Raw genomic sequence first — 12,600 nt, forward strand, 5'->3', positions numbered from 1 at the left:
ACATCGTGACGGATTGCGCGCATGAGTGCGGCTGCCAAGGAGATACCCCATAGGTGACAGCATTGCTTGACGGATTGCGCATTCTTGTCCTCGAAGACGAGTTCCTGATAGCGATGGATGTCGAGCAGCTTTGCCGTGACCACGGCGCCGCGGATGTGACGATCGCGCGCGAGATCGCCGACATCGACGGGCAGGCGCTGCCTTCGAGCTTCGACGCGGCAGTTGTCGATCTGATGCTTGGCGGGGTGTCGACCCTGGATTTCGCCGCGCGGTTGCGCGCAGAGGGCGTGCCGTTCGTATTCGCCTCCGGCTATTCGGATTCGGACGAAGTCAAGAACTCGTTCCCCGACGTTCGACTGGTGACCAAGCCTTACTCGGGCGACGATCTCGTCGAAGCCGTGGCGATCGCCTGCGGACGGGCCGCCCCGGCGGCCTGACGGTCGCCGCCGAGGCGATCTCAGGCCGCCTTGCGCGCTCACATCATGGCCGGTGCGAATCCGGGTTCACCAAGGAAATGCCGGATACGTCAAGCGTGCCGAATGACGACGCCGAATAGTGCGAGCAGGAACTTGTCGCCTTCGCGTCCGGAAAGTTAAGCCGCGTTCGAACCTGTGACCTGCGCCGAGATCGCGTCGGGTCCGAACTCGTCCTCTCCGGAAATCTTGAGGATCTCCTGCAGCCTGGCGCGCGCCCGGCTGACGCGGCTTTTGATCGTGCCGACCGCGCAGCCGCAGATCTCGGCGGCTTCTTCATAGGAGAAGCCGGAAGCGCCGATCAGGATGATGGCTTCGCGCTGGTCCTCGGGCAGTTGCTCGAGCGCGCCGCGGAAATCCTTGAGATCGAGCTGGCCATGCTGAGCCGGATGAACGGCAAGCCTGGCCGTCATGATGCCGTCGCTGTCCTGCACTTCGCGGCCGCGCTTGCGCATCTGCGAATAGAATTCGTTGCGCAGGATGGTGAACAGCCAGGCCTTCAAATTGGTGCCCGGCTGGAAGCTCTCATGCTTGTCCCATGCCTTGACCAGCGTTTCCTGGACGAGGTCGTCGGCCCGGTCGGCATTCTGTGTGAGCGACACGGCGAAAGCCCGCAGGCTCGGGATCGCGCCGAGCAGCTCGGTCTTGAAGCTCTGGGATACCGCCGCCATGCCTCAGTCCTTTTTCTGGGCAGGTTCGGTCTGTTCCAGCTGGCTGAGCAGCTGAGCGAAACGGTCCGGCACATGATCCGAGACCAGTTCGTCATAATACTGCTTGAGCTTGCGCGCGATTTCGGAGTTTGCACCAAGCGGATTGCCATCCCCGTTCCGATGCCTGCTTGCGGCATCAGCCATCTGTTTTTTTGACATTTCCTTCATAATAGCCCTAATTTCCAGCACCCGAGCCGCTCTTCGACCTCAAACCACAACGCAAGCGGAACCCTCGTCTGGTTGCCCATCCCTGGATCCGAAACGCTTGCCTGCTAATTTAGTTCCGCGGCCGGGCGGAACTTTTTCCGGAAGCCGGCGTTTGAAGCAGAGGGGCTTGCAACCAATGCGGCCTTGAACATGAAACGTCATCTGAGGGAGACGTCAATAATGAGTCTGTCCGCAACCATCGCTCCGCATCTCCCGTTCCTTCGCCGCTTCTCGCGCGCGGTGTCGGGATCGCAGGAGAGCGGTGACGCGCTGGTCGCCGCGATGCTGGAAGCCATTATCGCCGATACCAATATCTTCCCCGAAGCCTCGAGCGACCGCATCGCGCTGTACAAGGTTTTCGCCAGGCTGTTCACCTCCGTGGCCATCCGCGTGCCGCAGGAACAGGCGCAGACCGCCTGGGAGCAGCGGGCCGCGGCCAATCTGAATGCGATCGCGCCCCTGCCGAGGCAGGCTTTCCTTCTGGTTGCCGTCGAGGGCTTCAGCGAGGACGAGGCGGCGGAGATCCTCGACGTCGACGAGGATGAGTTCTCGGAGCTGCTTGCCCAGGCGAGCAACGAGATTTCCCGGCAAGTTGCGACCGACGTGCTGATCATCGAGGACGAGCCGCTGATCGCCATGGATATCGAGGAGATGGTCGAGAGCCTCGGCCACCGCGTCGTCGGCACGGCGCGCACGCATGCCGAGGCTGTGGCCTTGTTCGGCAGGACGCGGCCGAAAATGGTTCTGGCCGACATCCAGCTGGCCGATGGGAGCTCGGGCATCGAAGCCGTCAACGAGATTTTATCCTCGACGCCTGTGCCGGTGATCTTCATCACTGCCTTCCCTGAACGCCTGCTGACCGGCGAACGGCCCGAGCCGGCCTTCCTGGTCACCAAGCCGTTCAATCCCGACATGGTCAAGGCTTTGATCAGCCAGGCCCTGTTCTTCGACCGTCAGGCCAAGGCCGCCGCCTGATCCCTTCCGAAGCTGGATCTCGAGTGTCATGCGAGGGCTTCGCGCCATGCGTGATGCTTGGCTGTGTGCGGTCTGAAAAGCTCGCTTTGGGGGATCGTCTTTTTCAGCAAATGGTGGAACAAACGGCATCTGGCCACGTTCTTTTCCCGACATAAGAAGGAGACGCATCATGCTGTACTGGGCGCTCGTATTTCTCGTAGTTGCGATCATCGCCGGCGCGCTTGGGTTCGGCGGCATCGCCGGCACTTCGGCAGGCATCGCGCAAATCCTGTTCTTCATCTTTCTCGCCTTCCTGGTGATTTCGCTCATCGCAGGCCTCTTCAGAAGAGCCTGACCGCAACACTGGAAGCCGCACCCCTCAAACGGTTTCCAGCCACCGCCGGACGGCGCCTCGAAAGAGCACCGTCCGGCGGACCGTTTTTGGAAAGCCCAATTTCAGGGTGTCGACTCGTGCGGAACAAGTTGCGGATTGGGCCGTTCAAGGGCCGAGTGGGGGATTTCCGATGCCTTCCCAAGGTCCCACACAAGACAGGTTCGGAAAGCGCGAAGTGATCGCGATGCATCCCTCGGAAAGCGGGATGCAGGTGGGGCGGGCCTTGCTTCACGCCCTGCACAATGCAGGTATTTCGGTTCTCTACCAGGATCGGCAGATGGAAACGGTCTGGGCGCGCAACATGAACGCGCCTTGGGCCGCCGATACAGCCGACGGCAAGGACTTGCTCTCGCCGGCGCAGGCCGAACGCATAAGGGCCGCCAAACTCAAGGTGATCGAATCCGGCAACCCGGACCAGCTCGAGCTCAGCATTCCGGGGCACCAGGGGGTACGCTGGTTCCAGCTTTGGATCGATGCAGACCGCGGGGAGGCCGGCGATGTCCTCGGCGTCGTCACGACGATGGTGGAGACGACGGAGCAGAAACGCCGCGAGCAGACCCTCAAGACATTGCTGCGCGAAGTCAGCCATCGATCGAAAAATCTGCTCGCCATCATCCAGAGCGTCGCCACTCAGACCGGGCGGTATACGGAGACGCTCGGCGAGTTCCTGGCGCGGTTTCGCGGCCGGCTGCAATCGCTCGCGTCTTCGCAGGATCTCGTCACATCCTCCAACTGGCGAGGAGCAGCGCTGCACGAGCTCGTATCCGGCCAGGTCGGCCGCTACAGCAGCGATCTGGCTCAAAGCCTGCGGTTCGCGGGCGAAAATCCTTACCTCAACCCCAACGCTGCCCTGCATATCGGTCTCGCCATGCATGAGTTGGCCGTCAACTCAGTGAGCTATGGCGCACTGTCGCGGCCGGACGGCCATGTCGAGGTGCGCGCCAAGCTCGAGGCTGAAGAGGGAACCTCGCCCAACCTCTTGCTGACCTGGACGGAGGCGGTCGGCGACGCGCAGCGCAATGAGAAGCGTTTCGGCAGCGTGGCGCTGGAACGCGTCGTGCCGATGTCGCTGAATGGCTCCGCGACGCTGGAAATCGGCAGAGACCGGATGGAATACCGTCTCACCGTTCCGCACGGGAATTTCGAGACGGATTGAGAGGCGCCGCCGATGGCGTAAGAGCAATTCCAGGAAAAATGTGCAACCGTCAGGCTCGGCGGCTTTGCTGCAGCAATTTCGTCAGACGGAGATGGAGCGCTTTGCCGGCGGAGCCCTTCACCGGCTGTTCACCATAAAGTCCGATCCTGCGCTCCCGGCTGACGATGCGCCGGAAACCCACCCGCGCCCCGGCGCGACCTGGGGAGACTGAAATGATGGTTGCCGACATGAACAGGCTGGAGCAGGCCGCCCGCGTCTCGATGAGCGGCTTCCAGGATGCCGAGCTGCCGCCGGCGCCGCGGTCGTCGCATCTTTCGCTCCGCCTGGGCGCGATCGCGCTTCTGGCCGCCGTGGCCTTGACCGCGGCCTGGCAATTGTTCTGACCCCGCACGCGGCTTTGACTTGTCGGCCACTATGAATCCCGCGCTGGACGACTGCGATCAGATCGTCGGGAACGTGCGGCCCGACGGCACGCAATTCGTAACGCTGGAGGTGCCCGGCATGCTTGTCGCGTCGAACGGCAAGCGTTCCGAAAACACTACGTTAGGCAACAGTAAAATCGGGCAGGCAAAGCACCTTTTTTCATGCTAAATGGTTGCTGGCACTGCCGAAAGTGAGGACAAAAGTGAGGAGCAATTCTATGCGGAAGATGATGATTGCCATGGTTGCCGTGGTCGCTGTCAGCGGCTGCACCACGACCGAGCAGGACGTCGTCGGCGGCGGCCTGATCGGCGCCGGCGTGGGCGGCTTGGTCGGCGGCAGCAAGGGTGCGCTGATCGGCGCGGCCGTCGGCGCCGGGTCGGGCCTTCTGGTTCGCAACCTGCGCAACGGCTATTGCCAGTATCGCGATCATCGCGGCCGGATCTACACGGCTCGCTGCAACTAGTTCAGCACGGGAAAGACCGGGGGCCGGCAGCCGGCCTCCGGTTTGCTCTAAATTCAAATTCAAGTCGCTGTTTTGCCTTACGCGCCCAGCGGGATCCTGATTTCCACCTTCAATCCGTCGGCGTGGTAGTCGCGCGCGATCGTGCCGCGCAACTCGCGGGTGACGTTGAGATCTATCAATTTGGTGCCGAAGCCGGTCTTGACTGGCGCTTCCAGTTCCTTCTGACCCGCCTCGCGCCAGTTCAGAACCAGCGTCCGCTCGCGACCGCGGCCGTTGACGCTCCAGTCGACCTTGAGGGCGCCCACCGAACTGCCGGCCTCGCCATATTTCAGTGCGTTGGTGGCAAGTTCGTGGAAGGTCAGCCCTAGCGCCTGCGTCGTCGTCTCGTCCAGCAGCACTTCCGGCCCTGACAACACGCCGTCGGGAAGGTCCTTGCCGAACACCTGCCCGAGCTCGATGCGCAGCAGGTCGCCAAGATCGGCCTTCTGCCAGCGCGAGCGGGTCAGCATGTCCTGCGATGCAGCCATGGCCTGCAGGCGCGCCGAGAACGAAGCCGAAAACTCCTTCACGTCGGTGGCTTGCGAAGCCGTCTGTCGCGCGATCGCCAGCACGCGGGTGATCGAATTCTTGATGCGGTGCTTCATCTCCTGCAGGATCAAATCCTTTTCCAGCAGGCTCTTCTCGGTCGCCTCATGCAGCGCCGATTTCGCCTCATAGGCGCGCTCCTGGTAACGCGCCACCAGCGCGATGGCGCCGGCAAGCAGCAGGCCGAACAGCCCGAGCATCACCGGAATGGCGCGCGAGGACGGCGGTTCGAAGGCGCTTGTCGGCCTGAACAGCACGGTCCAGGGCCGGCCCGCGACAACGATATCGCGACGCGCCAGAAGCGTCGCCCCGATGCGTTCTGCCGGCGGCGCCTCCGAACGGAACAGAAGATTGCCGTCCTCGGGCTTGCCGTCATAGACCTCGACATTGACCGGCAGCAGCGGAGAACGGCTGAGCGCGACCTGGAACAAGTCCTGCGCACGGAAGGCAGCGTAGAGAAAGCCGGACGTGGAGGAGCGGCTTGCATTGATCACCTCGGGCGCGGTTTCGACGTTCAGACGCACGAAAACCAGGAAGCCCGTGAAGGTCTGCGCCACGCCGGCGCCCTGGCCGAGCTGGACCAAACCGCTCGCATGCTGCCGGTCGTCTGCCATCGCCTTTTCGATCGCCGCGCGCCGAACCGGCTCGGTGAACATATCGAAGCCGATGATCGACTGGTTGGAGGCAGCGAGCGGCTCGAACAGCACGATGGGCGTGCGCCATTGCTGCGTCGTGGCAGGATAGATCGGATGCGCCGACCCATGGTCGTGCAGGATGTCGCGTTCCACCGCCGCCTCGTCGCCGGTCTTGGCGAGCCTCAGGAAACCGATGCCGCGCAGCCCGGCGAAATTGTCGTCGATGTCAAGAGCGGTGAAGAAGGCCTTGAATTCGCCGCGCGAGATGTCGCCGTTGCGGGCATCGAACAGCGCCTGCGTCGAACGCAGCAGCGACAGATGCAGGTCGACGCGGCTCTCGATGCGGTTGAGCGCGTCGTCGGCCGTGCCCTCGAACTTGATCCGCGCCGCCTCCTGCGTCGCGAAATAGGCGAACCCTGCCATGGTCAGGCTGATCAGCGCGACGGCGACAAAGGCAAGGATCGGAAAGAGCTTCTTCAAATCAAGGATGCGGCCCGTGGACGGTCGACGATCTTTATGGGCAAGTCTCGGCGCCAACACAATGGCGCGGTCAAACCATCACCGCGGTTGGTACATCACGCAGCCGTTAATTAGCCGGCTACCAGTTCGACTTCATGCCGCGATTTTCAGCGCCCCCGGGCCCGGAATGGCGCCCGGCGGGCATTTGCCCAAAATGATCATGCCAAGGACCTCGTCCTGGGTAACATCGGTGGTGCGCGCGGTGCCAACCACCTGGCCGTTCTTCATCACGCAGACGCGGTCGGCAAGCTCGAACACGTCGTGGATGTCGTGGCTGATCAGGAAGATGCCGATGCCGTCGGCCTTGAGCTGCTTGACCAGTTCGCCGACCTGCGCCGTCTCTTGCGGGCCGAGCGCCGCCGTCGGCTCGTCCATGATCAGGATACGGGCGTTGAACAGGATCGCGCGCGCGATCGCGACCGACTGCCGCTGTCCGCCCGACAGCTTGATGACCGGCTCCTTGAAGCGCTGGAAACGCGGATTGAGCCGGCCCATCACCTTGCGCGCCTCGGCTTCCATGGCGACGTCGTCTAGCGTGCCCCAACCCGTCATCAGCTCGCGGCCGAGGAAGAGATTGGCCGCGGCATCGACATTGTCGGCCAGCGCCAGCGTCTGATAGATCGTCTCGACGCCGTATTTCTTGGCGTCGCGCGGATTGGAGATCGAAGCCTCCTCGCCATTGATGAATATCTGTCCGCTGTCGCGCTTATAGGCGCCGGACAGGATCTTGATCAGCGTCGATTTGCCGGCGCCATTGTGACCGAGCAGCGCCATCACTTCGCCGGGGAAAAGATCGACAGATGCGTCGTCGACGGCGCGGATGCCGCCGAAGGCGATCGAGACGTTGCGCATGTCGACCAGCGGAACGCCGGCGGGAGACGATTTTTCAGCCATGGTCCTTCTCCTGCTATCAGACGCGCTTGCGGTAGAGGGTGTCGAGCCACACCGCGATGACCAGTACGGCGCCCACGACGATGCTCTGCAGCGGTGAATCGACGCCGAGCAGCACCATGCCGGATTGCAGCGACTGCATCAGTAATGCGCCCAGCATGGCGCCGAGCACGGTTCCGGAACCGCCTGCAAGCGACGTGCCGCCGATGACCGCCGCGGCGATGACCAGCAGTTCATCCAGCGTCCCCAGCGCGTTTGTCGAGGAGTTCTGCCTGGCCGACGAGATCGCCGCCGCGATCGTCGCCAGCACGCCCATGATCATGAACACCTTCATGGTGATCCAGCGCGTGTTGATGCCGGCAAGATTGGCGGCTTCCGGATTGCCGCCGATGGCAAAGACGTAGCGGCCGAATCTAGTGCGCTTGGTGACGAAGGTCATGATCAGGCCGACGGCGACCGCCATCAGAACCGGAATGGCGATACCGTGCGCGATGAACAGCCCGCCTTCGGGCACGGTGATGTTGTTGGCCGCGGCGTAGCGGTTCACGATGCCGACCGGCCACGGATAGGAGTTGGCGAGCCACACCGCGCCCAGGATGACCGCGCAGGTGACCGTGGCAAGCAGCGTCTCGGCCCAGACCGGACGCAGCGGGAAGCGGAAGCGCTTGCGCTGCACGCGGCCGTTGAAATGCATGAAGATAACCGCCAGGCAGGCGACGATGCCGACGGCCCAGCTCCATTTGGCGCCGATCGAGCCCGCCGGGCCGCCGCCCATCAACTGGAACGTGGCGTCGAGCGGCGCAACGGTCTGACCGCTGGTGACCCACCAGCCAGCGCCCCGCCATACTAGCAATCCGCCAAGCGTGACGATGAAGGCCGGCACTTCGAGATAGGCGATAACGAAGCCCTGGAAGGCGCCGATGATGAGGCCGAGCGCCAGGCCGATCAGCAACGCCAGAACCCAAATCCAGGGGTTTCCCAGTTCAAGCCCGACGAAGCGAACCAGGAAATGCGCCTGGGCAAAGCCCATGACGATGCCGATCAGCCCTTCGGCCGACCCGACCGACAGGTCGATGTTGCGCATGACGATGACGAGCACCATGCCGGAGGCCATGATCGCCACGGCCGAAGACTGAACCGACAGGTTCCAGAGATTGCGCGGCGTCAGGAACGTGCGGCTGTCGAAGTCGAGCGGGTTGACGCCAAGCCGCAGGCTGGAAATCACATGCAGCCCGATCCAGATGAGGAGCAGCGCGCCGATCATGCCCAGCATGCGGGTGTCGAGCTCGGTCGCCTTCAGGAACCGGGCAACAGTGCCGAGTTCCGACGCGCGCGCGGTGTCCGCCGGTTGGGTAGACGTCGTGTCGGTCATGATTTCCTCCCACCGGCTTGCCGTCTGGCGCGGATGCCGGAACTCAGCCTAGAAGCTATCCGCCTGAGGCAGAACGGCAAAATCTTTTGAGAAAACGCCGCGGCTTTAAGGCAATCCCAGAAAAGTGCGTAGCGGTTTTCCGTCCGGGATTGCGGCAACAAAAACCAGGAGCGGTTCATTGAACCGCTCCTGGCCGCGGCGCAGGTATTTTGATCGAACGTCGGCAAGGCTCAGTTGCAGACCTGGACGCTGCCGGCGGGCACGCCCGCGCAGACCTCGTCCTTCTTGATCCAACCGGCGTCGATGACGACGTTGAGATTGTCCTTGGTGATCGCGACCGGCGTCAGGAACAGCGACTTGACGGTGTTGCCGCCGGGCGTCGTGAAGTCCTTGGCGCCGGCGATGTCGCCCATCTTCTTGCCGTCGGCGAGCTGCGAGGCGATCTCGGCGGCGTTCTTGCCGAGCTCGCGCGCGTCTTTCCACACCGACACGGTCTGCGTGCCGAGCGCGATGCGGTTGAGCGCCGCGTGGTCGCCGTCCTGGCCCGAGACCGGCACGGTGCCGGCCAGCCCCTGCGCCGTCAGCGCCGCGACAACGCCGCCGGCAGTGCCGTCATTGGCAGCCACGACCGCGTCGACCTTGTTGTCGTTGGCGGTCAGGAACTGCTCCATGTTCTTCTGCGCGTTGGCCGGCAGCCAGCCGTCCGTGTAGGCCTCGCCGACATTCTTGATCTTGCCGCTGTCGATGGCGTCCTTCAGGACTTCCATGGAGCCCGCGAACAGGAAGTCGGCGTTCGGATCGGAGCCCGAGCCCTTGATGAAGACATAGTTGCCGTCCGGCTTGGCCTTGAACACCTCGCGGGCCTGCATGCGCCCGACTTCCTTGTTGTCGAAGGTCAGATAGAACACGTCCTTGTTCTCGATCAGGCGGTCATAGCCGACGACCGGGATTCCTTCATCGAGCGCCGTCTGCACCGCCGGGCCGATTGCCGAGGCATCCTGCGCCAGGATGATCAGCGCGTTGGCGCCCTGCGAGATCAGGCTTTCGACGTCGGTTAGCTGCTTGCCCGGATTGGACTGCGCGTCGGCCGAGATATACTTGTCGCCGGCGGCCTCGATGGCGGCCTTCATCGCTGCTTCGTCGGTCTTCCAGCGCTCTTCCTGGAAATTCGACCACGACACGCCGATCACCTTGTCCTTCGCCTCGGCGACAGACGCCAGCGTCAGCGACATGGCAACGCCCGCCAGAATGGCGGCTGCAAATTTCTTCATGATATCCTCCCTGCGCCCGTGCGGCGCGACCCAGACTGGCCCGAAGGCCGGCACAGAGGCTTTTTTTCGAGCCTCAAAAAAATAGTGGTCCAGCACCACAGCGCTGTCAACCGAGATTCTGATGGGTTTTGATGGGCTCAGGCATTTTTTTCGGTATCCGCAATAAATAATGACATGGTCCCTGGCTTCTGCCACAATCCCTAGCGTGTCAGCGACAGGCCATGGCATTATCACAAGGCCGCGATGACCGGGGAGGACGTGCGAAACGATGTCGGTCGGAATCCGCCATGACGACTTGCGCCGGCGCAACCGCGCCATGGTGATTTCGGCGGTACGCCGCGCCGGTCAGCCATCACGGACCGAAATTGCCGCCACCACCGGGCTCAGCCACTCGACCATTTCGGCGATCTCCGCCGACCTGATCCAGGAGGGCATTCTCACCGAAAGCAAGGCCAGCGAGCCGACGGCGTTGAAACGCGGCCGGCCGCAGATCGGCCTGGCGCTGAACCCTGAAGCCGCCGCGGTGCTGACCGTGGTGTTGTCTCTGAACTTCCTGTCGGTCGCCGTGATCGACTATGCCGGCCAAGTTGTTGCGGAGGAGCAGCAGCGCCTGGACACGCTTGTTATGCCCCGCGACGAGTTGATCGGCGAATGCGTGGCGATCGTGCGGCGCCGGCTGCAGGATCCCGACCTCGACATTGGCAGCGTCGCCCGCATCGCCATGGGCATTCAGGGCATCACCGATTCGCATGCGCGCTCCATGCTGTGGTCGCCGATAACGCCGCTGACCGACATTCCTTTCGCCGACATCCTAGAGAAGGAGTTCGGCATCTCCGCCACCATGGAGAACGACTGCAACATGATGGCGGTGGCGCTGCAATGGCGCGACCCGGAGCGCTATCGCGACGACTTCATCGCCATCCTGTTGTCGCACGGCATCGGCATGGGTCTCGTGCTCAAGGGTGCGCTGTTCACCGGCACGCATTCATCCGGCGGCGAGTTCGGCCACATGATTCACCGCCCGGGCGGGGCGCTTTGCCGCTGCGGCCGCCGCGGCTGCGTCGAGGCCTATGCCGGCAACTATGCGATCTGGCGCAGCGCCATGAAAATGAGCGAGGACGCCGAGCCGGTCGACGTCGGCGACGCCGACATGCGGGCCCTTGCCGCGAAGGCGCGCGAGAGGGACGGCCCCGAACGGGAGGCTTACCGCCGGGCCGGCGAAGCGCTTGGTTTCGGTCTCGGCAGCCTGTTCGCCCTCATCGACCCGGCGCCTGTCGCCATGGTCGGCGTCAGCGCGGCCGCCTTCGACCTAATCGAGCCGGCGCTAAGGGAAGCGATCGCCCAGACGGCCGGCGGCCAGCACTCCGAATCGATCTCCTTCGACACCGAGCCGAACGAGTTGCCGCTGATCCGCGAAGGCTGCGCCATGCGCGCGCTGACCTTCGTCGACCAGGAGATTTTCGCGCCGGGAGGCCAGGCAAGAGCGGGGACGGGAAAGAACGTGGCCTGAGGCAGCCTTGAAGAGGTCCGGGGACAGCAGCAGACGCTTGAAATTAGCGAAGGGAAGGCCCCGCAGCTTCGTCATTCCAGGGCGGAGCAGGAGCGAAGCTCCGTCGCGGAGACCCTGGAATCCATGCCGCTACCTCACGCGTCGAGCGCAGCGGCACAGAATTCTGGACTGTCGCAACGCATCGACATCACGGAATGGATCCTCGGGTCTGCGCTGCGTCGCTGCGCTCCTTGCTCCGCCCGTGGATGACGAAGCACAAGCGTCTCGACTAATCGCCAATGCACGCGATCCGATGCTGGAGACAGAATCCGTCAGCGCCTCGGCGCCTTACCCCTAATCTTCCCTGATCGCGTAACCCGCCCCGCGGATGGTGCGGATGACATCCGGCATGCGGCCGTTGTTGACGGCTTTGCGCAAGCGGCCGACATGGACGTCGACGGTGCGTTCGTCGATATAGATCGTCTCGCCCCAGACATTGTCGAGCAGCTGGCTGCGCGAGAACACCCGGCCGGGATGACGCATCATGAATTCCAGCAGCCGGAACTCGGTCGGGCCGAGCCTGATCTCGCTCTTCTTGCGGTAGACGCGGTGCGATTCGCGGTCGAGCACGATGTCGCCGACCTTGAGCACGCTGGACAGCACCTCCGGCTTGGCGCGGCGCAGCAGCGCCTTGACGCGCGCCATGAACTCCGGCGTCGAGAACGGCTTGACCAGATAGTCGTCGGCGCCGGTCGAAAGGCCGCGCACGCGGTCGCTTTCCTCGCCCCGCGCCGTCAGCATGATGATCGGCAGCCGCTCGGTCTCGGGCCGCATCCTCAGACGCCGGCAGAGCTCGATGCCGGAAACCGCGGGTACCATCCAGTCGAGCACGAGCAGGTCGGGGACGTTTTCCTGAAGGCGGATTTCGGCCTCGTCGCCGCGGGTCACCACTTCGACCTGGTAACCCTCGGATTCGAGATTGTAGCGGAGCAGCACCCCAAGCGGCTCCTCGTCCTCCACCACCATGATGCGTGGCGCGATCATTGGCAGATACCCTT

The 12,600-nt window shown here is 63.5% G+C and carries 14 protein-coding genes; 7 read left to right on the forward strand and 7 right to left on the reverse strand.

Annotated elements, in window-relative coordinates; all coding sequences use genetic code 11:
- The first annotated feature begins 53 nt into the window (after nucleotides 1-53).
- On the forward strand, nucleotides 54-437 hold the full coding sequence (locus tag LB529_RS15575; RefSeq protein WP_095767380.1) for a response regulator: 384 nt from the start codon (nucleotides 54-56) through the stop codon (nucleotides 435-437).
- 155 nt (nucleotides 438-592) lie between these two features.
- On the opposite strand, the gene LB529_RS15580 is transcribed toward LB529_RS15575, so the two are convergent.
- Nucleotides 593-1,144 (reverse strand): RNA polymerase sigma factor, encoded by a 552-nt coding sequence (locus tag LB529_RS15580; RefSeq protein WP_040985057.1) that lies wholly within the window; start codon nucleotides 1,142-1,144, stop codon nucleotides 593-595.
- 3 nt (nucleotides 1,145-1,147) lie between these two features.
- Nucleotides 1,148-1,351, reverse strand: coding sequence for a NepR family anti-sigma factor (locus LB529_RS15585; RefSeq protein WP_095767379.1), 204 nt, complete (start codon nucleotides 1,349-1,351; stop codon nucleotides 1,148-1,150).
- Between the two features lie 219 nt (nucleotides 1,352-1,570).
- On the opposite strand from LB529_RS15585, the gene LB529_RS15590 reads away from it, so the two are divergent.
- From LB529_RS15590 to LB529_RS15610, 5 genes are all read left to right on the forward strand, one after another.
- Entirely contained in the window at nucleotides 1,571-2,365 is a 795-nt protein-coding gene (locus LB529_RS15590) for a response regulator (RefSeq protein ID WP_095767378.1), read from the forward strand.
- A 169-nt stretch (nucleotides 2,366-2,534) separates the two neighbouring features.
- A complete protein-coding gene (locus LB529_RS15595; RefSeq protein ID WP_018429836.1) occupies nucleotides 2,535-2,699 on the forward strand; it encodes a DUF1328 domain-containing protein in 165 nt (54 codons plus the stop codon).
- 169 nt (nucleotides 2,700-2,868) lie between these two features.
- Entirely contained in the window at nucleotides 2,869-3,894 is a 1,026-nt protein-coding gene (locus LB529_RS15600) for a sensor histidine kinase (protein ID WP_224711585.1), read from the forward strand.
- A gap of 212 nt (nucleotides 3,895-4,106) precedes the next feature.
- Nucleotides 4,107-4,277 carry a hypothetical protein gene (locus LB529_RS15605; protein WP_181164947.1) on the forward strand — a complete coding sequence of 57 codons (171 nt, stop codon included), beginning with the start codon at nucleotides 4,107-4,109 and terminating at the stop codon, nucleotides 4,275-4,277.
- 257 nt (nucleotides 4,278-4,534) lie between these two features.
- Complete coding sequence (locus LB529_RS15610) at nucleotides 4,535-4,780, forward strand: YMGG-like glycine zipper-containing protein (RefSeq protein WP_095767375.1); 246 nt, start codon at nucleotides 4,535-4,537, stop codon at nucleotides 4,778-4,780.
- A gap of 77 nt (nucleotides 4,781-4,857) precedes the next feature.
- Here the strand turns inward: LB529_RS15610 and LB529_RS15615 are convergent, their stop codons facing one another.
- The 4 genes from LB529_RS15615 to xylF form a co-directional block, all read right to left on the reverse strand.
- On the reverse strand, nucleotides 4,858-6,480 hold the full coding sequence (locus LB529_RS15615) for a CHASE domain-containing protein (protein WP_095767374.1): 1,623 nt from the start codon (nucleotides 6,478-6,480) through the stop codon (nucleotides 4,858-4,860).
- A gap of 132 nt (nucleotides 6,481-6,612) precedes the next feature.
- The gene (locus LB529_RS15620) at nucleotides 6,613-7,413 is read right to left on the reverse strand and encodes an ATP-binding cassette domain-containing protein (protein WP_224527162.1); all 801 of its coding nucleotides are present in this window, start codon (nucleotides 7,411-7,413) and stop codon (nucleotides 6,613-6,615) included.
- A gap of 16 nt (nucleotides 7,414-7,429) precedes the next feature.
- Entirely contained in the window at nucleotides 7,430-8,782 is a 1,353-nt protein-coding gene (locus LB529_RS15625; protein ID WP_224711563.1) for a sugar ABC transporter permease, read from the reverse strand.
- 230 nt (nucleotides 8,783-9,012) lie between these two features.
- Nucleotides 9,013-10,053, reverse strand: a complete 1,041-nt coding sequence (gene xylF / locus LB529_RS15630) for a D-xylose ABC transporter substrate-binding protein (protein WP_224711564.1) — start codon at nucleotides 10,051-10,053, stop codon at nucleotides 9,013-9,015.
- 268 nt (nucleotides 10,054-10,321) lie between these two features.
- On the opposite strand from xylF, the gene LB529_RS15635 reads away from it, so the two are divergent.
- The gene (locus LB529_RS15635; RefSeq protein WP_140847045.1) at nucleotides 10,322-11,563 is read left to right on the forward strand and encodes an ROK family protein; all 1,242 of its coding nucleotides are present in this window, start codon (nucleotides 10,322-10,324) and stop codon (nucleotides 11,561-11,563) included.
- A 333-nt stretch (nucleotides 11,564-11,896) separates the two neighbouring features.
- Here LB529_RS15635 and phoB read toward each other — a convergent pair whose 3' ends face one another.
- Nucleotides 11,897-12,586, reverse strand: coding sequence for a phosphate regulon transcriptional regulator PhoB (gene phoB / locus LB529_RS15640; protein WP_010911896.1), 690 nt, complete (start codon nucleotides 12,584-12,586; stop codon nucleotides 11,897-11,899).
- Nucleotides 12,587-12,600 lie beyond the last annotated feature (14 nt).

It is taken from the genome of Mesorhizobium sp. CA5 (assembly GCF_020165105.1).
Lineage (GTDB): Bacteria > Pseudomonadota > Alphaproteobacteria > Rhizobiales > Rhizobiaceae > Mesorhizobium.

Bases quoted from the DNA above. Each gene is read 5' to 3' on its own strand.
- xylF (WP_224711564.1), bottom strand. From the start codon at position 10,053: ATGAAGAAATTTGCAGCCGCCATTCTGGCGGGCGTTGCCATGTCGCTG.
- LB529_RS15635 (WP_140847045.1), top strand. From the start codon at position 10,322: ATGTCGGTCGGAATCCGCCATGACGACTTGCGCCGGCGCAACCGCGCC.
- LB529_RS15595 (WP_018429836.1), top strand. From the start codon at position 2,535: ATGCTGTACTGGGCGCTCGTATTTCTCGTAGTTGCGATCATCGCCGGC.
- LB529_RS15580 (WP_040985057.1), bottom strand. From the start codon at position 1,144: ATGGCGGCGGTATCCCAGAGCTTCAAGACCGAGCTGCTCGGCGCGATC.
- phoB (WP_010911896.1), bottom strand. From the start codon at position 12,586: ATGATCGCGCCACGCATCATGGTGGTGGAGGACGAGGAGCCGCTTGGG.
- LB529_RS15625 (WP_224711563.1), bottom strand. From the start codon at position 8,782: ATGACCGACACGACGTCTACCCAACCGGCGGACACCGCGCGCGCGTCG.
- LB529_RS15590 (WP_095767378.1), top strand. From the start codon at position 1,571: ATGAGTCTGTCCGCAACCATCGCTCCGCATCTCCCGTTCCTTCGCCGC.
- LB529_RS15600 (WP_224711585.1), top strand. From the start codon at position 2,869: ATGCCTTCCCAAGGTCCCACACAAGACAGGTTCGGAAAGCGCGAAGTG.
- LB529_RS15620 (WP_224527162.1), bottom strand. From the start codon at position 7,413: ATGGCTGAAAAATCGTCTCCCGCCGGCGTTCCGCTGGTCGACATGCGC.
- LB529_RS15610 (WP_095767375.1), top strand. From the start codon at position 4,535: ATGCGGAAGATGATGATTGCCATGGTTGCCGTGGTCGCTGTCAGCGGC.
- LB529_RS15605 (WP_181164947.1), top strand. From the start codon at position 4,107: ATGATGGTTGCCGACATGAACAGGCTGGAGCAGGCCGCCCGCGTCTCG.
- LB529_RS15585 (WP_095767379.1), bottom strand. From the start codon at position 1,351: ATGAAGGAAATGTCAAAAAAACAGATGGCTGATGCCGCAAGCAGGCAT.